This is a genomic window from Sandarakinorhabdus sp., assembly GCF_987265915.1.
In genome coordinates, this window is the sequence record NZ_OZ503948.1 from 2,541,398 (window position 1) to 2,562,919 (window position 21,522).

The 21,522-nt window shown below is 66.5% G+C and carries 14 protein-coding genes; 5 read left to right on the forward strand and 9 right to left on the reverse strand.

Features of this window, described 5'->3' with window-relative positions; all coding sequences use genetic code 11:
• The first annotated feature begins 81 nt into the window (after nucleotides 1-81).
• The gene (locus AC6UUM_RS12370) at nucleotides 82-1,773 is read left to right on the forward strand and encodes a formate--tetrahydrofolate ligase (protein ID WP_500802580.1); all 1,692 of its coding nucleotides are present in this window, start codon (nucleotides 82-84) and stop codon (nucleotides 1,771-1,773) included.
• 13 nt (nucleotides 1,774-1,786) lie between these two features.
• Here the strand turns inward: AC6UUM_RS12370 and AC6UUM_RS12375 are convergent, their stop codons facing one another.
• From AC6UUM_RS12375 to AC6UUM_RS12395, 5 genes are all read right to left on the reverse strand, one after another.
• Nucleotides 1,787-3,727: a TIR domain-containing protein gene (locus AC6UUM_RS12375; RefSeq protein WP_500802581.1), complete on the reverse strand. Its 1,941-nt coding sequence runs from the start codon at nucleotides 3,725-3,727 to the stop codon at nucleotides 1,787-1,789.
• Nucleotides 3,724-5,646, reverse strand: a complete 1,923-nt coding sequence (locus AC6UUM_RS12380) for a TIR domain-containing protein (protein WP_500802582.1) — start codon at nucleotides 5,644-5,646, stop codon at nucleotides 3,724-3,726. The genes AC6UUM_RS12375 and AC6UUM_RS12380 overlap by 4 nt, the downstream gene beginning before the upstream one ends.
• 79 nt (nucleotides 5,647-5,725) lie before the next feature.
• Nucleotides 5,726-6,961 carry an acyl-CoA dehydrogenase family protein gene (locus AC6UUM_RS12385; protein ID WP_500802583.1) on the reverse strand — a complete coding sequence of 412 codons (1,236 nt, stop codon included), beginning with the start codon at nucleotides 6,959-6,961 and terminating at the stop codon, nucleotides 5,726-5,728.
• Nucleotides 6,962-7,029: 68 nt separating this feature from the next.
• Nucleotides 7,030-8,406 carry a phospholipase D-like domain-containing protein gene (locus AC6UUM_RS12390; RefSeq protein ID WP_500802584.1) on the reverse strand — a complete coding sequence of 459 codons (1,377 nt, stop codon included), beginning with the start codon at nucleotides 8,404-8,406 and terminating at the stop codon, nucleotides 7,030-7,032.
• Nucleotides 8,403-9,107 carry an endonuclease/exonuclease/phosphatase family protein gene (locus AC6UUM_RS12395; RefSeq protein ID WP_500802585.1) on the reverse strand — a complete coding sequence of 235 codons (705 nt, stop codon included), beginning with the start codon at nucleotides 9,105-9,107 and terminating at the stop codon, nucleotides 8,403-8,405. Before AC6UUM_RS12395 ends, AC6UUM_RS12390 begins: the two co-directional genes overlap by 4 nt.
• 63 nt (nucleotides 9,108-9,170) lie before the next feature.
• On the opposite strand from AC6UUM_RS12395, the gene AC6UUM_RS12400 reads away from it, so the two are divergent.
• Entirely contained in the window at nucleotides 9,171-12,602 is a 3,432-nt protein-coding gene (locus tag AC6UUM_RS12400; RefSeq protein WP_500802586.1) for an indolepyruvate ferredoxin oxidoreductase family protein, read from the forward strand.
• A 73-nt stretch (nucleotides 12,603-12,675) separates the two neighbouring features.
• Complete coding sequence (locus tag AC6UUM_RS12405) at nucleotides 12,676-13,389, forward strand: GGDEF domain-containing protein (RefSeq protein WP_500802587.1); 714 nt, start codon at nucleotides 12,676-12,678, stop codon at nucleotides 13,387-13,389.
• A 35-nt stretch (nucleotides 13,390-13,424) separates the two neighbouring features.
• Here AC6UUM_RS12405 and AC6UUM_RS12410 read toward each other — a convergent pair whose 3' ends face one another.
• From AC6UUM_RS12410 to AC6UUM_RS12425, 4 genes are read right to left on the reverse strand one after another with little or no spacing between them, the layout of a single operon-like run.
• Nucleotides 13,425-14,684 (reverse strand): SPOR domain-containing protein, encoded by a 1,260-nt coding sequence (locus AC6UUM_RS12410; protein WP_500802588.1) that lies wholly within the window; start codon nucleotides 14,682-14,684, stop codon nucleotides 13,425-13,427.
• Nucleotides 14,681-15,919 carry a dihydroorotase gene (locus AC6UUM_RS12415; protein ID WP_500802589.1) on the reverse strand — a complete coding sequence of 413 codons (1,239 nt, stop codon included), beginning with the start codon at nucleotides 15,917-15,919 and terminating at the stop codon, nucleotides 14,681-14,683. The genes AC6UUM_RS12410 and AC6UUM_RS12415 overlap by 4 nt, the downstream gene beginning before the upstream one ends.
• Nucleotides 15,916-16,905, reverse strand: coding sequence for an aspartate carbamoyltransferase catalytic subunit (locus AC6UUM_RS12420; RefSeq protein ID WP_500802590.1), 990 nt, complete (start codon nucleotides 16,903-16,905; stop codon nucleotides 15,916-15,918). The genes AC6UUM_RS12415 and AC6UUM_RS12420 overlap by 4 nt, the downstream gene beginning before the upstream one ends.
• A gap of 44 nt (nucleotides 16,906-16,949) precedes the next feature.
• Nucleotides 16,950-19,181 carry a fused MFS/spermidine synthase gene (locus AC6UUM_RS12425; RefSeq protein ID WP_500802591.1) on the reverse strand — a complete coding sequence of 744 codons (2,232 nt, stop codon included), beginning with the start codon at nucleotides 19,179-19,181 and terminating at the stop codon, nucleotides 16,950-16,952.
• Between the two features lie 122 nt (nucleotides 19,182-19,303).
• On the opposite strand from AC6UUM_RS12425, the gene AC6UUM_RS12430 reads away from it, so the two are divergent.
• The gene (locus AC6UUM_RS12430) at nucleotides 19,304-20,101 is read left to right on the forward strand and encodes a glycosyltransferase family 2 protein (protein WP_500802592.1); all 798 of its coding nucleotides are present in this window, start codon (nucleotides 19,304-19,306) and stop codon (nucleotides 20,099-20,101) included.
• 38 nt (nucleotides 20,102-20,139) lie between these two features.
• Nucleotides 20,140-21,444 carry an alkaline phosphatase family protein gene (locus AC6UUM_RS12435; RefSeq protein WP_500802593.1) on the forward strand — a complete coding sequence of 435 codons (1,305 nt, stop codon included), beginning with the start codon at nucleotides 20,140-20,142 and terminating at the stop codon, nucleotides 21,442-21,444.
• The last annotated feature ends 78 nt before the right edge of the window (nucleotides 21,445-21,522 follow it).

A 21,522-nucleotide genomic window follows, 5' to 3' on the forward strand; every position in this document is an offset into this window, starting at 1 on the left:
GTCCGTTCGCTCCTTCCCGCCAGCGTTGCAGCCGTGTAGGCGCATCCAGCGGGATCAACAACGGCCCTATGGCGGGGAATCATGGCGACTGACATTGAAATTGCGCGCGCAGCGACATTGCGCCCCATCGCCGCCGTCGCGGCCGGCATCGGCCTGGGCAGCGCCGACATCGAACCGCACGGCCATCACATTGCCAAGCTGGCGACCGCTACGCTCGCCCGTCTGCGTGGGCTATCGGCCGGCAAACTGATCCTGGTCACCGCGGTGAACCCCACGCCGGCCGGCGAAGGCAAGACCACCACCACCATCGGCCTGGCCGATGCGCTCAACCGCATCGGCCGCCGCGCGGTGATCGCGCTGCGTGAGCCTTCACTGGGTCCGGTGTTCGGCCGCAAGGGCGGCGCCACCGGCGGCGGCCAGGCGCAGGTGCTGCCGATGGAGAAGATCAACCTGCACTTCACCGGCGATTTCCACGCCATCACGTCCGCACACAATCTGCTGAGCGCCATGCTCGACAATGCCGTGCATTTTGGCCTCACCATGCCATCGGGCAGCCCCATCAACCCGCGCAGCATCAGCTGGAAGCGCGTGCTGGACATGAACGACCGCGCATTGCGGCAGATCGTGTCGGGCATGGGCAGCGGCAACCACCCCTTACGCGAAACCGGCTTCGACATCACCGTGGCGTCGGAAGTGATGGCCATCCTGTGCCTCGCCGAGGATGTGGCCGATCTGCAAACCCGCCTCGCCCGCATCCGCGTCGCCAAGGACATCGCGGGCAACCCGGTCACCGCCGGCGACATCGGCGCGGCCGGGGCGATGGCGGCGCTGCTGATCGATGCGATGCAGCCCAATCTGGTGCAGTCCATCCATGGCTCCCCTGCCCTCATCCACGGCGGGCCGTTCGCCAACATCGCGCATGGCTGCAACAGCGTTATCGCCACCCGTGCCGCGCTGGGCCTGGGCGAATTCGCCGTCACCGAAGCCGGTTTCGGCGCGGACCTGGGCGCGGAGAAATTCTGCCACATCAAATGCCGTTCCGCCGGGCTGGCGCCAGCCGCCGCCGTGGTCGTCGCCACGGTGCGTGCGCTGAAATATCATGGCGGCCTGGCGCTGGCCGATCTCGGCACGCCAGACCCGGCGGCGCTCGCCCGCGGCCTCGAAGTATTGGCCCGCCATGTCGAAAATCTGCGCAGCTTGGGCCTGCCCGTCGCCGTCGCCATCAACGCCTTCACCAACGACCATGCCGACGAACAGGCCCAGGTGCTCGCCCACTGCCGCGACACGCTGGGCGTCGCTGCCCACCTCTGCCGCCACTGGGCCGACGGCCCGGCCGGTGCGGAAGAATTGGCCCGCAGCGTCGCCGCCCTGGCCGACGCCAACATCGACCCGCAACGCCAGTTCACCCCGCTCTACGCCACCGGCACCGACGTGCTCGACGCGCTGACCATCGTCGCCACCAAAATCCACCGCGCCGGCCACGTCACCCTGTCGCCAGCCGCGCAAAAGCAACTCGCGCTCTTGCGCGCCGAAGGCCTCGCGGGCCTGCCGGTCTGCCTCGCCAAAACCCCCTACAGCTTCACGGCGGATGAAAAAGTCCGCGGCGCCGTCTCCGGCCACGACCTCCCCATCCGCGAACTGCGCCTCGCCGCCGGCGCCGGCTTCATCGTCGCGCTGGCCGGTGACATCGCCACCATGCCGGGATTGCCGAAGGTGCCGTCAGCGATCGGCATTCATCTGGACAGCGAAGGCCGGATCGAGGGGCTGAGCTGAGGCTTGGCAGCCGTCAAGCCACCCACCGCTTCGGCCGCACGAACAGATCGGGCGGGATGACCGCATCCTGCACCGCCTTGAAGCGCGGCTCGCGGCGGAGGGGGTCCAAACGGAAGTCGGAGGCGATTTGCCCTATCTGCGGTTCTCGGCGCTGCAGCGATGCTTCCAGGCTCTCCAGTGCTGGCCCGACGTCTCGACGTTGGGCATGGACGCAGGCCAGAAGATAGTTGACCGAGCGATCCCCGCGTTGACGCAAGGCGGAAATTGCGGCCTCCGCCGCAGCGTGGTCGCCGGCTCGGTCCGCTATAGTGGCTTCAAGACTGAGTCGCTGGGCTTCGAACGATATCAGTCCAAGGCAGGCGCGTGCCTCGTCGAGGCGGTTCAGCGCCAACAACCCCAGACACAGCATAATGCCGCCTCGCTGGTTGTTGCTGTGGGTTAGCGCCTGCCGGGCATAGCGATTCGCTTCCTCATACTGCCGCGCACACAAAAGACCGCTGCTGAGCACTTGCAGATAGGCAGCGTTGAACGGATCGAGTGCCACGGCCCTGCGGCTGGCAGAAACAGCGTGATCGGGATCCAACCATTGAACGATATTGCAATAGCTGTTGATTACACGCGCGTCGGATGGGGCCAGTGCCAAGGCGCGCCTGCCATCATCAAGGGCGGAGCGAACAGTTAACATGTCCAACGAAATTACCGCCAGCAACGACAGGGCCAGGCCGGACAGCGGCGCCAGCGCGACGGCACGGCGGCTGGCCATCACGGCTTGCGCATACAACTGCTGTCCTTCGGCGAGGTTGGAGGCATATATCGCCAAATTTGCCTTCGCGATGGTCAGGGCCGACCAGGCGTCGGAATAACCTGGGTCCCGCGCGATCGCCGCTTCCGCCATCGCGCGCATCTGCTGAAACCCGGCTTGGCTTTGGTCTTGAAAGAACAGACTCTGTGCGCGCAGGAACAACGCCTGTGCCTCCGCATCACGCGTGCCGCCCACGGTAATCGCCCCCAACGCCGCGCCCAGTTTCGCACTCAGCGCCGCCACCACGCTGGTGGCGATCTTGCTCTGGATGGCGAGCGCGTCACCCACCGGCTGGTCATAGCTGGCGGACCAGCTTTCGACGCCGGAGCGGCCATCCACCAGTTGGGCGGCGATGCGGATGGTGGTCGGCGAGCGGCGGACGCTGCCGGTCAACACGTGATCGACGCCGAGCTTTTCCGCGGCGGACGGTAGATCATCTGTGTCGCGGAAAGCCTCCGAACTGACCCGGCCGATGACCTTCAGGCCCCTGATCTGCGACAGCGCGTTGCGCAGTTCCTCGGCGATACCGTCCGAGAAGAAGGCCTGTTCCGGATCGCCCGACAGATTGGCGAAAGGCAGCACGACCACACTGGCGGTGCCATCATCGGCCTTGCCGCCGCCCATCGACTTCCACGCGCCAAACCCGCCCGCCGCCAGCGCCATCGCGCCAGCCGCGCCGCCGATCAGCAGGCGGCGGTTGGGGCCGCTGGTGGCAGGCACCGCCTTGGCAACCGGTGCCACGACCTCGGCCCCGGCCAGCCTTTGGATCGCCGACACCAGGCTTGCGAACTTCGGATCGTCGGCGCGGCCTTTCCAGGCCGACAAGTCGATGGCCTGAAACTGGCGGAAGCCCAGCGGCGGCATGGTGGCATCGATCTGCACTGGCACCAGCCGCCCACGATCGCGCCCGGCGCCGGCTTCATCGCGCACCCAGGTCGATTTGACCGCGCTTGCCGACCAGGCGACGATCACGACATCGGCGGCGTCGAGCTCCCGCTCGATCTCGGCGGAAAAGCTGGCGCCGCCTTCGATGGCGCTATCCCACCACACGCTGATGCCAGCGGCGGTCAGCGCCTCGACCAGCCTTGCCACCCATGCCCGGTCGGGCCGCGAATAGGACAGGAACACCCGTGGCGGTTTGGCGTCGCTCATGCCGGCCACCGCTTCGGCCGCACGAACAGATCGGGCGGAATCACCGCATCCTGCACCGCCTTGAACCGCGGTTCGTTGCGGATTGGGTCGAACAGCGGATCGACGACCATACTCACCACAGAGACTTCCATGCGCCGCAGCGCTTCTTCGAGCGTGTCGAGGGCAGCGCCGGTCTCACCGCGCTGCGCATGAACAGCCGTCAACGCGACGTTGATCTGCCCGGCGGTGCTCGGGCGCAAAGTCGCCAAAGCCGCATCGGAGGCGGCGCGGTTGCCCAAGCGGTGTTCAACAATGGCCGTCAGCGTCAGCCGGTCAATTGGATCGGACACGCCGGGCAGGCTGGCGCGAACTTCATTGTTCTGACCAAGGCCGAGCATTGCATAACTGACGGGGCTCTGGCCAAACCGACCCTGGCTCAAGGCCAAGGTCTGTCGGGCCGCCTCGGCCGCGTCTGCATATCGGCGTGCAAAATACAGCGCCCTTGCCAGACGATCGAAATAAATGGCGTTAAGCGGATCGAGCCGCGTCGCCTGTTGCGCAAGCGCCACCGCGCGATCGGGATCGACGCTCATCAATATGCCACTCGCATTGTCCGGAACCAACGCCGTGCCCGGTTCCAAGCGTTGCGCCGCTTCGGCTTGCGCGACAGCGGCGCGCATGTTCAGGTCAGACGCATAGTGCACAGCCAATGCCACCCGCGCAAAGCCGGAGTTTGGTGCCAGCGCCACGGCGCGACGGCAGGCGACCCCCTGGTCCCGCTGCAGCTCCGCACGCGCAGGGGCTGAATCTGAGAAAAAGGCAAGATTTCCTTTCATGAAGCCGATGCCGGCCCAGGCAACGGAAAATTTTGGATCGAGTATGACGGCCTCATCGAGCATCGCCAATATGCGCTGGTAGTTTGCGACACTGGGATTGTCGAAATACAATGCGCGGGCCTTGAGCACGAGTTCCTGCGCCTGCACGTTCTGCGTGCCGCCCACCAAAATCTGCCCCGCCGCCGCACCCAGCTGGGCACTCAAGGCCGCCACCACGCTGGTGGCGATCTTGCTCTGGATGGCGAGCGCATCGCCGATTGGCTGGTCGTAACTGGCCGACCAGCTTTCCACGCCGCTGCGGCCATCGACAAGTTGTGCGCCGATGCGGATGGTGGTCGGCGACCTGCGAACGCTGCCGGTCAGCACATGATCGACGCCAAGCGTTTCGGCGGCGGCCGACAGGTTATCGGTATCACGGAATTTTTCCGAACTGACCCGGCCGATGACTTTCAGGCCCTTGATTTGCGACAAGGCGTTGCGGAGCTCCTCGGCAATGCCGTCAGAGAAAAACGCCTGCCCCGGATCGCCCGACAGATTGGCAAAGGGCAGCACCACCACACTGGCGGTGCCATCGTCGACGTTGCCGCCGCCCATGGATTTCCACGCCCCGAACCCGCCCGCCGCCAGCGCCATCGTGCCGGCCGCACCGCCGATCAGTAGGCGGCGGTTGGGGCCGGGCTTTGGCGCAATGGCCGGCGCCAGCGCCGCAGGCGCCGCGCCCAGCCGTTCCGACACTTCGGCAACAAAGGCGAGCAAGCGCGGGTCTTGCGCATTGCCTTTCCACCCGGTCAGATCGGCGGACTGGCGCAGTTCGAAACTGACGGGGCGCTGACATGGTTCGATGATGACCGGCATCAACGCGCCGCGCTGCATGGCCACGGTGGCTTCGGAACGCACCCAATCCGATACCACCGCCGTTTTGGACCACAGCACCACCACCACCCGCGCGCTGCGCAGGGCGGCTTCGATCACCTGGTCATAGACCTCGCCCGAACGCAGCGCCTGATCCCACCACACATCGTGCCCGGCCGCGCTCAACGCCGCCGCCATCTTGCTGGCCACGCCAACATCCTGGCGGCTGTAAGACAGGAAGATATCAGGCATGGGCCGCGCCTGCCGCATCGGCCGCAAGCCGGCAAGTGGCACAATATCGCATCAATCGCCCCCGCGGCGGCTCCGGCGCCTAGATCAGATCGCCCCCTGCCGCCGACGCCGTGGTGCCATGCGCCTGATACGCCTTGATGACATTGCGCCCCACCGTCCAGCGGTGCACTTCGTCCGGGCCATCGACCAGCCGCTGTGATCTTATGTGCGTGTACCAGCTCGCCAGCGGCGTATCCTGGCTGTAGCCGAGCGCGCCGTGCAACTGGATGGCGGTATCCACCACCTTGTGCACCATGTGCGCCAGGAACACCTTGGCGATGCTGTTTTCCTGCCGCAGGTCCATGCCCTTTTCCGCCTTGTAGGCGATGTGGAGCAGCATCAGCCGCGCCATGTAGAGTTCGCTGGCACATTCGGCGAGCATGAACTGCACGCCCTGGCGCTCGTGTAGCGGCTTGCCGAAGGTCGAACGCTGGGTGACATGCGCCGTCGCCAGATCGAGCGCGCGCTGAGCCATCGCGACATTGTGCATGCCGTGGCGCAGCCGGCCATAGGCCAGCCGGTGCTGCCCCATGTTGAAGCCATTGCCTTCGCCGCCGAGCAGATTGTCGGCCGGCACGACCAGATCCCTGATCTCGATCTCGCTGTGGCCGCCGCCCATCACCTGGGACAGCGGCCCTTCGATCGCCATGGTCTTGATATCGCGTTTGATCACGTAACCGGGGTTGGGCAGTTCGACGATGAAGGTCGAAAACTGGCGGTGGCGCGGGGCATCCGGATCGGTGCGCGCCATCACCACCGCCAGATCGGCGGCGCTGGCGGCCGACGAGAACCATTTTTCGCCGTTCAGCACATAATTTTCATTGCCGTCCTTCACCGCGGTGGTGCGCATGCCGGTGGCATCGGCGCCGGCGGCTTTCTCGGTCATTGAATAACAGACGCGCTTTTCGCCATTCAGCAGGGGTTTCAGGAATTTCTCCTTCTGATACTCCGTGCCATGCGCCAGCAGGGTCAGCATCGTCGCATCGTCCGGTCCCTGGCTGTTCATCGACAGCGCGCCGAGATGGCTTTGGCCCAGTTCCATCTGCACCAGCGCATTGGCCAAGGGCCCCAGCCCCATGCCGCCATGTTCCTTGGGAATGAACGGCAACCACAGGCCCTGTGCGCGCGCCTTGGCGCGCAGCGCGTTCAGCACGGTCTTGTAATCGGCGCCCTCGTGCAGCGCCTTTTCCGCCGGCCGGCATTCGTCGTTCACCCACTGCCGCACCCGTTCACGAATGGCCTTGGCTTCGGCTGGAATCTCGAAATCGATCGACATGGCTCTGCTCCCCGCGTTTCGGCGCATCATATCGGCCGGGCAGGCCCAAGCAACCTATCACCCGCGCCTTAAAAGAACTGCCCCAAAGGCAGCCAGCCGAGCAGGCGCAGGGCCAGGCGTTGCAGGGCGTTGGTGCCGGGTTCCGGTTGGAGCAGGCGGTCCTCTTCCCGCCAGGCCAGCGCATCACCGCTGGGCTCCACGCGCCAGGCAAAGCGCGGCAGGCCCGCGTCCAAGGCGGTCGCCAGTCGGCTGGCCAGTTCGGGCGAGTCGATCAGAAAGCCCAGTTCGGTGTTGAAGCGCAGCGAGCGCTCGTCGACATTCATCGATCCGACAAACAGCCAGCGGCCATCGACCAGCAATGTCTTGGCATGCAGCGCCGACGCGCCGCTGTTGAAGAAGCTGCCGCGGCCGGCACCGCGCTGCCGTCGGCGCGGGATCAGGCCCAGCCGCGCCCGCGCGCCGCCGCGCCCGCGCATTTCCCACAGGCGCACCCCCATCGCCAGCAAGCGCCGCCGCCACGGCGCATACCAGGCGTGAACCAGCCCGACATTGTTGGAGACCAGGCTGTTGGTCAGCACATCGACCTGCACCCCCTGCCCCGCCAGGCCGCCCAGCAGCGCCGCCACGGCCGGCGTCGGGATGAAGTAGGCCGACACCAGCAGGAAGCGTTGCCGCACCGGCCCCAGCGCCGCCAGCAATTGCGGCAGCAGCAGGCTGGATTGCGCCACGCGGTCGCTGATCTTTTCCGGCGGATCAGAAAATATCTGCACGGGCGCCCAGATGAAATCCGGCGCGGCATCGATCATCGCCAGCGTCGCCGGGCAGGCGGCGGCGGCCAGATATTCGCTACGCAGCGGCCCGGCCGGCAGCGGCGGCAGCGGCGCAGCCTTCATGGGCGGCACCGGCGCGGCAAAATCCCAGTAACGCTGAAAATCGCTGCCCATGGCCTGCGCAATCGCGCCGATGGCCAGCACATCCAGATCGGCCGCCAATGCCGGGTTGCCTCCATCGAAATACTCATCGCCGATGTTGCGCCCGCCGATCACCGCGGCAATGCCGTCCACCACCAGCGCCTTGTTGTGCATGCGCCGGTTGAGCCGCGGAAAATCGAACAGCAGATTCATCCAGCGCCAGCGCCGCAGCCGCGCCGGATTGAACAGCCGCAATTCCACGCCCGCCAGCGGCAAGCGATCGGCATGCGGCGTGCCGAAATCATCGAACAACAGCCGCACCCGCACGCCGCGCGCCGCCGCCGCCACCAGTTCATCCCGCAACAGCCCTCCGGCCACATCATCGCGCCAGATATAATATTGCACGTCGATGCTGATCCGCGCTGTGCGCACCAGCGCGATCCGCACCGCCAGCGCCGCCGGGCCATCGCCCAGCAATCGCACGCCGCTTTGCCCTGCATGGGCCGTGCAATAAGGCGCCATCCACGCCGTCATGGCGCCAACCGCACCCAGACCGGCAGATGATCCGACGCCGCCCGCGCCAGCGCACTGGCGTGGACGCCGGCATCCGCCACATTCAGGGCATGGCTGGCAAAGGCCCGGTCCAGTCGGCCGAGCGGCAGCCGCGCCGGGAAGCTGGCTGGCAGGCGCAGCTCACGCCAGTGCCGCGCCAGTTCGCCCAGCGCCGCGCCGCCGCCGCGCCATTCGTTGAAATCGCCCATCACCAGTTCCGGCGGGTTGCCCGGTGCGCTGGCGATGGCGGCCACCATGGCCCGCGTCTGCCGCGCCCGCCACAGGCCGCTGAGATCGAGATGCGCCCCCACCAGCCGCAACGTCATCTGGCCCCCAGCCATTCGCGTGACCATCACATCGGCCAGCACCGCGCCGCGCGGCTCCAGCGCCGGCAAGTGGATCGGCGCATGGTGCGTCATCTGCACCGGCCCGCGCACCAGCACGGCATTGCCATGCCAGCCCAGCGCCGCATGATCGCCGAGCGGCGCCGCCACCCAGCCACGCGCCGCCAGCAGTTCGCCCGGCAACACGGATCGGCGCACGCCAAAGCGCGTATCCGCCTCCTGCAGCAAGGCCACATCGGCGCCGATCTCGTCCAGCACGTCCAGGATGCGCTGCGGCGACCGCCGCCCGTCGCTGCCGACGTCCTTGTGGATATTGTAGCTGGCGATGGTCAGCAACATGGCTTGCACTCGGCAAAAAAGGTCAGTATTATTGACCCAATAATCAGATGATGGGGAGCGACCATGGTCGCAGGATTGCCGCCGGTTTCGCTCGATGACAAATATCGCTTCCGCGATGGCCGGGTGTTCATGTCGGGCGTGCAGGCGCTGGTGCGCCTGCCGCTGGTGCAGAAATGGCGCGATGCCGCCGCCGGGCTGAACACAGCCGGTTTCATCTCCGGTTATCGCGGGTCACCGCTGGGCGGCTATGATCAGGAATTGTGGCGCGCAAAACAATTCCTCAAAGATCAGGATATCCATTTCGTTCCCGGCGTGAACGAAGAATTGGGCGCCACCGCCGTGTGGGGCACGCAGCATGTCGCGCTGAACCCCAAGGCTTTGCGCGATGGCGTGTTCGGCATCTGGTATGGCAAGGGGCCGGGCCTCGATCGCGCCATGGATGTGCTGAAACACGCCAATGCCGCCGGCACGTCGGCGCATGGCGGGGTGCTGGCCATCGTCGGTGACGATCATGGCGCCAAAAGCTCCACCCTGCCGCACCAGAGCGACCATAATTTCCAGGCCGCCTTCGTGCCGTTCCTCAGCCCGTCGAGCGTGCAGGAATTTGTCGAATATGGCCTGCTCGGGATCGCCATGAGCCGATTTGCCGGCACCTGGGTCGGCTTCAAGGCCACCGCCGACACGGTGGAAACCAGCGCCACCATCGATCTCGCCGGCGAGAACCGCCGCATCATCATCCCCGAATTCGAATTCCCCGACGGCGGCGTGCATATCCGCCCCGGCGACATCTGGCGGGAAGAAGACACGCGCCTGCAACGCTACAAGGGCTTTGCCGCGCTGGCCTTTGCCCGCGCCAACGGCATCGACCGCATGGTGTGGGACTCACCCTCCCCTCGCATCGGCATCGTCACCACCGGCAAGGCCCATGCCGATACGATGCAGGCGCTGTCCGAACTCGGCATCACCGAAACCGTCGCCGCCGCCATCGGCCTGCGCGTCTACAAGGTCGGCATGCCCTGGCCGCTGGAACCGACGGGCATCCGCGCCTTTGCCGAAGGCCTCGAAGAAGTGCTCGTCATCGAGGAAAAGCGCGAATTCATCGAGCATCAGCTGAAATGGCAGCTCTACAATTGGCGCGCCTCCGTGCGCCCGCGCGTCGTCGGCAAGCATGACGAGCGCGGCGACTGGCTGCTCAGCCCGGACAATGAACTGACCCCCGGCGTCATCGCCAATGTCATCGCCGCGCGGCTTCAGCATTTCCACGACACGCCGCGCATCAGGCAAGCGCTTGGCTTTTTCCGCGACCAGTCCGGCAAGTCTGCCGCCTATGAAACCCCGGTCAAGCGCAGCCCCTATTTCTGTTCCGGCTGCCCGCACAACACATCCACCAAGCCGCCCGAAGGCGGCCGCGCGCTCGCCGGCATCGGCTGCCACATCATGGCGATGTGGATGGACCGCGCCGAAACTTTCACCCAGATGGGCGGCGAAGGCGTCACCTGGGTGGGCGAGGCACCGTTCGTCGGCGAAAATCATGTCTTTGCGAATTTGGGCGACGGCACCTATTTCCACTCCGGCCTGCTCGCCATCCGCCAGTCGATCGCGGCGGGCGTGAACATCACCTACAAGATCCTTTACAACGACGCCGTCGCCATGACTGGCGGCCAGAAACATGACGGCGAGCTGGGCGTCGATCAGATCGCGGCGCAGATGCTGGCCGAACATGCGAAGAAGGTCGTCATCCTCACTGAAGACCTTGATCGGTATAAAGGCGTCAGCATCCCGCCCGCCGTGCGCCTGCTCGATCGCAGCGCCCTGCCACAAATCCAGCACGAATTCGCCGCCACCCCTGGCTGCACCGTCATCATCTTCGATCAGACCTGCGCCGCCGAAAAGCGTCGCCGCCGCAAGCGCAAGTTGATGGTCGATCCCGATCGCCGCATCTTCATCAATCCCGCCGTCTGCGAGGGCTGCGGCGATTGTTCGGTGCAATCCAACTGCGTCTCCGTCGAGCCGCTGGAAACCGAAATGGGGCGCAAGCGGCGCATCAACCAATCGAGCTGCAACAAGGATTACAGCTGCGTCAAAGGCTTCTGCCCCAGCTTCGTCACCATCGACGGTGCCGAGGTGAAGAAATCCAGTGCCGAATTCAGCCTGGATGGCATCGAAGACCCGCACCCGCCCGCGCCGGGCGCCGGATACAACATCATGGTCACCGGCATCGGCGGCACCGGCGTGCTCACCGTGTCGGCGCTGCTGGGCACCGCCGCCCATATCGAGGGCCTGGCCAGCACCACCGCCGACATGGCTGGCCTCGCCCAGAAAGGCGGCGCCGTCTATAGCCATGTCCGCATCGCGGCTTCACCCAGCGATCTGCTCAGCCCACGCATCATGGCCGGCAATGCCGATCTGGTGCTGGCCTGCGATGCCGTCGTCGCCGCCGACAAGCCGACCCAGACCTTGATGGTGCCCGATCGCACCGCCGTCGTCGCCAATGCCGATATCGCGCCCACATCGGATTTCGTGCGCAACCGCGATTTCGATTTCCGCACCGCCAGCGTGGAGCGCGCCATCCGCAAGGCCAGCAACCCCAACGCCTGCGATTTCGTCGCGGCGGACACTGTGGCCACCGCCTTGTTGGGTGACGCCATCGGCAGCAACATATTGCTGATGGGCTATGCCTGGCAAAAGGGCCTGATCCCGCTGAAACGGGAAAGCGTCGAGGCGGCCATCGACCTGAACGGTGTCGCCATCCCCTTCAACAAGCGCGCCTTCGCGCTGGGCCGCCTGCTCGCCACCCGCCCGGATCAAGTGCTGGCACTGGTGGAGGCTTCACGCGGCCCACAGGCGGAACCGCCCGCTACCAGCCTTGACGAGATCATCGCCCGCCGCGCCGCCGATCTGACGGCGTATCAGGATGTCGCCTACGCGGCCCGATTCCGCGCGCTGGTGGAACAGGCCCGCACCGCTGGCGGTGACGCGCTCGGCGAAGCCGTGGCCCGCAGTCTCTACAAGCTGATGGCCTACAAGGACGAATATGAAGTCGCCCGCCTTTACAGTGATGGCCGTTTCCACGCCGCCTATGATGCGCAGTTCAGCGGCGGCCGCCCCCGCGTCCTGCTGGCGCCGCCGCTGATTTCGCGCACTGATCCCGCCACCGGCCGGCCGAAGAAGATCAGCTTCGGGCCTTGGATCTTCACCGCCTTCGGCCTTCTCGCCAAAGCCAAGGGCTTGCGCGGCACAGCCCTCGATCCATTCGGCTACACCCTGGAACGCCGTGAGGAGCGCGCCGACATCGCCGCCTATGAAGACGACGTGGCGCGCCTGATCGCCGAACTCTCCCCCGCCAACATCGGCCTGGCGCTGGCCATCGCCCGGCTGCCGATGGATGTGCGCGGCTTCGGCCCGGTCAAGGCCAAGGCGCGGGCCGAAGTGGCGATGCGCCGGGCAGCCATGTGGGCGAAATGGCCGGGTGTGGGGGCGAAAGCGGCGGCTTGATCGCGCGATGAGCTGACTCGGCGTTTCAAATTGCGTATGGAGATTCGTTGAAAGGGGCGTATCAACCGGCAGCATGCGAATCTGGGGCAAGGTCATCCGCGCAGTCGTCGTTTCCGTCAGCGTCACATTGGTGACGATGGCGCTGATGTCGCGACTGCCGGGACTGGAAATTCCCTGGCAATACTGGGTGCTGGGCACATTGATGCCGATGTTGCTTTCAGGACCCATAACCTTGTCGATGGCGCGTCAGGCCGACCGTATTGCCCTGCTCAACATCGAACTGTCGGGCGCCTATGCGCAGATGAAGGCGCTGGCGGAGACCGATCATCTGACCGGCCTGGCCAACCGCGCCACGTTTCTGGAAGCGGCCGAACGGCTGCAAGCGCAGCAACAGGGTCGCATCCTGATCATCGATCTTGATCATTTCAAGGCGATCAACGACAGCCATGGCCATGCCGTGGGTGACCATGTGTTGCGCAGCGTCGCCCAGACCCTGCTGCGCTGTGCGCGCAGTGACGATCTGGTCGGGCGCATCGGTGGTGAAGAATTTGCCGTCTTCCTGCCCGGCGCCGATGATCAGGCCGCCGCTGCCTGCGCCGAAGCCATCAGGGCCGGAATCGAGCAGGTCATGATCTTTGACCGCAACTATGGCCCCATCCAGATCACCGCCAGCATCGGCATTTCAGCACAGCATTGCGCTACGCTGCCCGATGCCGTGCAAGCTGCCGATATGGCGATGTACCGCGCCAAGCGCGCCGGCCGCAACCGGGTGCGAATGGCCGCCTGAGCGGCGATGAGCATGGGGGCTGTTGCCCCTTGCCCTCAATCCCCGATATCGAGCGCGAAGCAGCCGTTCTTGCCGATTTCCAGCTTCTTGCAGCCGCCCATCGCGTCGTCACGGGTCGGGAACGGCCCGACTTGCAGGCGGTACATGCCGCCGAACTTGCTGACCTTGGGCTTCAGGCCCTTCACGTCGCGCTTCTGCGCCGCGGCCAGTTTCGTCCAGGCGGTCATGGCGCTTTTCTGGTTGGGATAGCTGCCGAGCTGGATGCGCCAGCCGGTTTCCGGCGGTGGCGGCGGCGGCGCCTTGGCGCGTGGTTTTTCAGGGGGTTTTTCGGGGGGCTTCTCGGCAAGCTTGGGCGTTGCACGCTCGGCCATCCGCACCGGCGGCGGCGATGACAGTGCGGCCGGCGATGACAGCGCAGCGGGCGGCATGGTGGCCTCGGGCGGCGCCGATCCCATTTGGGTTTCGCCGGCCGAACCCGCATTGGCGGCATTGAGCGCGGCGGCATTCAACGCCGCGGTGCTGCTGCTGGTGCCGGGCTCCGGCGTGGGCAAGGCGGCGTTGGGCGCGTTGGCAACCACGGCGACTGGCGGCGGCGGTGCCGTCGGCGCGTTCAGCAGCGGCGGCAGGATCGCCGACTGGAATTGTGGCGGCACGCCGCTGTTGTTGGCCAGCGCGGTGGCAATCTGCCAGCCATTGGCGCGATCGAGCGGCTGGATGACCTGGCTGAGTTCATTCAAGGCCTTGGTGGCTTCGGGCAGGCCTTGGGCTGCGGCGCGCACCAGATAGGCATAGGCCAGCGGCATGGACTTGGCCGCGCCATCGCCATTCCAGTGCACGATGCCCAGCACATATTGCGCCCGCATCTCGCCGCGATCTGCCGCCGATTTCAGCCAGCGCACCGCTTCGTCCTTCTCGGCGGCCTGGAACAGCAAGATGCCCAGATTGGCCTGGGCCGGCAGATGCGCCTTCACGGCGGCACGGCGATACCAATCGCGGGCAATCACCTTGTCCAGCACGACCCCGCGGCCTAGTTTATAGGCTTGGCCCATGTTGAACATGGCATCGGCATCGCCCTTTTCGGCAAAGGGCAGCCACATCGTCACCGCTTCGTCCCATTTGCTGGCGCGCCACAATTCCACGCCCTGGCGCACCGATGGCGGCGGCGGTTCGGCCCGCGCCGGGGCAGCAGCCGCCGGACGGCTGGCGCGCCGGTTCTTTTTCTTCTTGCGGGGGGCGGCGAGCGCAGGGTCACCGGCCACCAGGGCCAGCACCAGCAATGCGCCAATCGCCTTCAACACTGCCAAACCAATTCTCCGCCCTTGATTGTCATGCGAACCCGCCCGGCGGTGGGCAACCCGTCAAATGGCGTGTTGCCGGCGCCGTGGAACGACCGCCCATCGATACGCCACGGCGCGTGTTCGTCAAAGACTGCAATGTCCGCTGGCGCGCCGAGTTGCAAGGTTCCGGCGACCAGACCAAAACGCCGGGCCGGATTCAGGCTCAACATGGCGATCAGACGCGGCAAATCGATCACCTCATCGCGCACCAGGCCCAATCCCAGCGCCAGCAACGTTTGCGCACCAGCCATCCCGGCCCGCGCATCGGCAAAGGGCTGGCGCTTGTCTTCCTGGCTTTGTGGATCGTGGCCGGACGCCAATATGTCGATCGCGCCCGATCGCACGCCTTCGATCACCGCCAGCCGGTCGCGTTCATCGCGCAACGGCGGGGACAGGCGGGCAAAGCTGCGGAAGCCGGATACCGCCATGTCGTTGAGCAGCAGATGCGCCGGCGTGATGCCCGCGGTCACATCCACACCACGGCTGCGCGCCGCCAGCAAGGCCGCCAGCCCTTCGGCGGTCGTCACCTGGCGGATGTGCAGCGCCGCGCCTGTTGCTTCGGCCAGTCGGCAATCGCGCGCAATCGCCAGCGCTTCGGCAAAGGCCGGTGCCGCCGCCAGCCCCAGCCGCGTCGCATATTCGCCGCTGGTCGCCACGGCGCCGGCGGTCAGCGCGGCGTCCTCGGCGTGGGACACCACGGTCAGGCCAAAGGCACGGGCATAGGCGAGCAGCCGGTGCATGACGCGAGCATCGGCGATCGCCCGCCGCCCGGTCGCCACACCCACCGCGCCGGCTTCCTGCGCCAGCCCGATTTCGGCCAGTTCGGCCCCTTGCAATCCCCGCGTGGCCGCCGCCAGCGGATGCACCCACACATCGGGCTTGCCCGACCCTTGCGCATAAGCGATCAGCGCCGGATCATCGAGCGGCGGCGATTGATCGGGCATCAGCACGACGCGGGTGATGCCGCCAACATGGCAGGCCGCCGGTGCCGCGCGGAACACACCCACATCGATGAGGCCCGGCGCCACCACCAGCCCGCCCGCATCGATCACCTGGGCGTGGCTGGGCGGCTCCGCATGACCGATGCCGGCGACAACGCGATCCTGCAGCAGGATGGTAGCGATGCCATCATGCCCGCCGGCCGGGCAGATGATCCGGCCGTTGATGATGGCGATGGGCGGTGCCGGCGTCATGCCCAGCCCTTTATGCCGCGCCGGCGGCGGGTGAGCACATCGAGGCAGGCCATGCGCACCGCCACGCCCATCTCCACCTGCTCGCTCACCGCGCTGCGCGCGATATCATCGGCAATGGCGCTTTCGATTTCCACGCCGCGGTTCATCGGGCCGGGGTGCATCACCAGCACATCGCCCGCCGCCCGCGCCAGTCGCGCTTCGGTCAGGCCGAAAAAGCGGAAATATTCGCGCGGGGATGGCACATAGGCGCCCTCCATCCGTTCGGTTTGCAGGCGCAGCATCATCACCACGTCGGCATCGCGCAAGCCGGCATCCATGTCGGTGAAGCTTGTCACGGCATAGCCATCCAGCCCGTCGGGCAGCAGCGTCGGCGGGGCGACGGCGCGCACTTCGGCGCCCAGGCTGGCGAGCAGCTGGAAATTCGATCGCGCCACCCGGCTGTGCAGGATATCGCCGCAGATCGCCACCTTCAGCCCGGCGATACGGCCCTTGCGGCGGCGGATGGTCAGCGCATCGAGCAGCGCCTGCGTCGGATGTTCATGCCGGCCATCGCCAGCGTTCAACACCGGGCAATCGACCTTTTCCGAAATCAGCTGCACCGCGCCCGACGAGCCATGGCGGATGACGATCATGTCCGGGTGCATGGCGTTCAACGTGAGTGCGGTATCGAGCAACGTCTCGCCTTTCTTCAGGCTCGATCCCGACACGCCGAGATTGACGACATCGGCGCCCAGCCGCTTGCCGGCGATTTCAAAGCTGAGCAGGGTGCGCGTGCTGTTTTCAAAGAAGGCATTGATCTGTGTCAGGCCACGCAGCCGCTCGTCATGCTTGGCAGCGCGCGCGCGGTTCATCTCCACCCATTGTTCGGATTCATCAATCAGAAACGCAATTTCCCACGGCTTCAACTGGGCAATGCCGAGCAGATGTTCGTGCGGAAACGGATGCACGCCGTCTGCCAAGGCGGGGTGGGAGGGGGCGCGATCCATGAACCTGTGTCCTAAACGCGCTACGCCAGCCCGGCAACCCTGCGCTAACCTTTGCGCCAGCGCAGCACCGGCAGCACACTGGCGAAATCATCGCGCCACACGCTCATGCCCGGCCGTGTCTGCAACGCCCGCCAATCACCGCCGCCCGCGACCAGCGCATCCATCCGCGCCCGATTGCGGGTGAAGGCCACCCAGGTCGATCCCGCCGTCACCCAGCCCGGCCGGTCGCCGCGCGGTGGCGGCAGTTGCAGCACCCGCGTCTGCCAGCCGCCATCACCCTTGTTGTCGCCGGCAATGGCGGCCAGCACCGGTTCCAGATTCAGAAAGCGGTTGGAGATATGCACCATCAAGATGCCATCATTGGCCAGCGCTCGGCCATAGAGCGCAAAGGCCTCTGCGGTCATCAGGTGCAGCGGAATCGCGTCCGATGAAAAGGCATCGATGGCCAGCAGATCAAGCTCGGCCGGCGGCGCATCGGCCAGGGTCAGCCGCGCGTCGCCCACCACGATCTTCATGTCGGGCTTGCAGCGCGCGATATAGGAGAAGCGCTGCCTTGCGATCTCGACCACCAGCGGGTCGATCTCCCACGCGGTCCAGCGTTGGCCCGGCTTGGCATGGCACGCCAGCGTGCCGGTGCCGAGCCCAACCACGCCGATGCGGGCATCGGCGCCCATCTTGGCCAGGGCGCGGCCGATGCCGGCTTCGCGCAGATAATAGGTCATCGGTTCGGTGACGAGTTCAGGGCGCAGCGATTGCGCGCCGTGCATCGTGGTGCCGTGCAGCAAGGCGATATAGCCCGCCTTGGCCCGCGCATCGACGGTATAGACGCCGAAAAAACTGCGCTGGCGCTTGCCGGCCAGATCCGTTTCGATCTGCACCACGCCACCAATCGCCAGCATCAGCGCCGCCAGCGCCCCCACGAACGGCAGGCGCCGCCCGATCAGCAACAGGGCAAATGCGGCGGCCATCACCACCGCCACGATGCTGCGCACCGGCCAGGCGTTGCTGCGATCCAGCCCGACGAAACTGAACCGCGTCGCCGCCGCCCAGCACAAAACCGCCACGGCGAGCAACATCAACGCCCGCCAGGCCGGGCTGGCCGCCAGCTTGCTCCACGCCCGGCCGGGCAGCAACCCCGCCGCCGCCAGCAGCAACAGCGGATGTTCCCAGGGCCAGGGAAAGAGCATCGGCGCCAGCAGCGCGCAAAACACCCCGCCCAGCGCACCGCCCAGCGACATCCACAGATAGAAGGTCGTCAGTCCGGCCGGTTCCGGCCGATCTTCCGCCAGCGTGCCATGCAGCGCCACACACAGCAGCAACAGCAGCAGCAGCCCGGCCAGGGCAAACAAGGTCGCCACTTCCGGGCCGCCCGAAAGACAGGCCCAACTGCCCAGCAGCACCAGCGCCAGCGGCGACAGGCCTTGCGCCGCCCGCGTCAGCCGCGGCCCGGCCGCCGAAAACACCGCCACAAAACTGAGCAGATACAGCGCCAGCGGCACCACCCACAGCAACGGCATCGCCATGATGTCGGTGGTCAGATGCGTGGTGGTGGACAGCAGCAGCGCCGACGCCACCGCCGCCAGCAGCGCCCAGTGCAAGCGGCGCGTCAACGGGATCACCGGGGCCGGTGCGCGCGCCGCGGCTTGCTGCGCGCTGGCGGCGCCCTGTGACATATAGCCACTGAGCGCCGTCAACCCCGCCAGCAAGACGAACCCGGCCGACCACGCCCAGCGCTGCGCCGACAGGCCAGCCAGTGGCTCCACCAGCAAGGGATAGGCGATCAACGCGGCAAAGCTGCCGAGGTTGGACGCCGCATAGAGGAAATAGGGATTGGCCGCGGCCGCATCATCGGTGCGCGCAAACCACGCCTGCAGCAGCGGAGCTTGGGCTGACACAACGAAAAACAACGGCCCGATCGACACGCACAACAGCCCGATCAGCCACAATTGCGGATCGACACCATCCGCCGCCGGAAACCAATGTGCCATCCCCACCGGCAGGGTCAGCGCGGCCAGCGCGAACAGCCCCAGATGCACCATCAATTGCTGGCGCACTGGCAAGCGTTGCAGCCGATCGGCGTAGATATAGCCACCCAGCAGTGCCGCCTGATAAAACAGCATCGCCGTGTTCCACACATTTGGCGATCCGCCCAGCACAGGCAGCACCACCCGCCCGAACAGCGGCTGCACCAGGAACAGCAGAAAACTCCCCATCAGGATGGTGACGATGTAAACCGGCCGAAGGCTCTGGCTGGCACGGGCGGCAATCGCGGTCATCTGGTCCCCCTGCACCATCGCATGCGCCTAGCCATAGGGTGGCCGCCACCAACAAAGCGTTAACCTGCCTGGTCCGTCCGCCCGCTTGCCGGCACAGCCGCCCGCCATTAAGCACCGCAGCCATGGCCAGCGCACTCTGCCCGAAATGGGTTATCGTCATCGCCTTCTACAACGAGGCGCGCTTCATCGCGCCGACCGTCGCCTGTGCGCTGGCGCAGGACCGTGACGACATCATGCTGATCTGCGTGGACAATGGCTCCACAGATGCCAGCGCCGCCATCGTCGCCGATGCCATCAAGGAGCATCCGCGCGCCATGCTGGTGAGCGAGACCGCGCAAGGCCACACCTTTGCGCTGCGCAAGGGCACGGCAATCGCGCACGAAATGGGCGCGCAGAACATCGCATATTGGGATGCCGACACCTTCTACCCGCCGCATTACATCAGCCGCGCCGATGCGCTGCTTGGCGCGGACACGCGCATTGCCGGCGTACAGGCCTTTGACATCTATGGCGATTACGATACGCCCAAGAACATCATCATCCGGCACCGCATGGCGATCACCGCCTCGCTGCTCACCGGGCAGGGCCACACCGGCACCTTCGGGCAATGTTTCCGCTTGGGCGCGCTGCTCAGCGCCGGCGGGCCGAAGAATGATGATTGGCCGTTCGTGCTTTATGATCACGAACTGATCCACCGCATGTTGAAACAGGGCCGGCTCACCCATGCCGCCGATCATGTGTGCTGGCCGGCGCCGCGCCGCACGTTGAAGGGCCATGTGCGCTGGAACCTCACCGAACGGCTGCTCTATGCGCTGACGCCTTATGCCGTGAAGGACTGGTTCTTCTACCGCTTCCTTGCGCCCAGGCTGCGCAGCCGCGGCATGTTCGAAGCGGGCCTGCGCATCCGCGATTGGGAGTAAGTCACGCGACTGAAACTTTGGTGCGCCATGCAGGCCAGATGATCCGCATTCTCGCCCTCACCCTCTTCGCCGCCCCGGCCGCTGCCGCCCCGGTGCTGATGATCGCCATCGATGGCCTGCGCCCGGTGGAATGGCAGAGCAAAGCCAATGGCCTCGCGCTGCCCGCCTTGCGCGGCCTCGCCGCTGGCGGGGTGAGCGCCGCCGTCACCGGCGTGCTGCCCACCGTCACCTTCCCCAGCCACGCCACGTTGATGACCGGCGCCGCCCCGCGCCGCCACGGCATCGGCAACAACCTCACCTTCGATCCCTTCCGCCGCAACGATGATGGCTGGTACTGGTATGCCAGCGATTTCAAGGCGCAAACCCTGTGGCAGGCCGCTGTCGGCAGCGGCAAGCGCGTGGTGAACGTGCATTGGCCGATCAGCGTCGGCCTGGTTGGCCTCGCCGCCAACCTGCCGCAGATCTGGCGCAAGGGCACGGCGGACGACGACAAATTGATCGCAGCGCTCTCCACCCCCGGCCTGCCCGCAGCCCTGGCGCTTGAGGCCGGCCCCTACCCGCCCGGCATCGATGAAGGCATCGCCGCCGACGAAGCCCGCGCCGCCCATGCCATCGCCTTGATCCGCCGCACCCAGCCGGATTTCGCCACCGTCTATCTCACCGCGTTCGATCATGAACAGCATGCGGCCGGCCCCGACAGCGCGGCGGCGCGCGCCATACTGGTGCGCATCGATGCCGCCGTCGGCAAGCTGGTGGCGACGGCCCGCGCCGTCAATCCGGAGACGGTGGTGGTCATCGTGTCCGACCATGGCTTTGCGCCGATCGCCCGCACCACCAACCTGTTCCAGCCGCTGATCAAGGCCGGCCTGCTTCGCCTGACGCCGGATGGCAAGGGCATCGCCAGTTGGGATGCGATCCCGTGGCCGGCCGGTGGCAGCGCCGCCATCGTGCTGGCGCGGCCCGACGACGCCGCGCTAAGGGCCAAGGTTGCCGCTGTGCTGGCGGACGTGGCACGCGACCCCGATGCGGGCATCGATCGCGTGCTGGACAGCGCCGCCATCGCTGCGGCTGGCGGCACGGCAGAGGCCGCCTTCTGGGTGAACAGCAAGCCCGGCTGGGCGATGGGCAATCGCCTGTCCGGCGCCCAGGGTGAGCCGACCGCATCGAAAGGCACCCACGGCTATTTCCCCGATGTGCCGGCCATGCGCACCAGCCTGATCGCCAATGGCCCGGGCATCGCGCCCCGGGATCTGGGCCTGATCGACATGCGCGCCATCGCGCCGGCGGTGGCGGCGAAATTGGGCGTGACCCTGCGCGACGCGGAATTGCCGGCGGCGTTCTAAACCGTCACCCCGGCGAACGCCGGGGCCCATCGCCCGCGCAACATCACCAGAGGCCACGTTGGGGTGATGGGTCCCGGC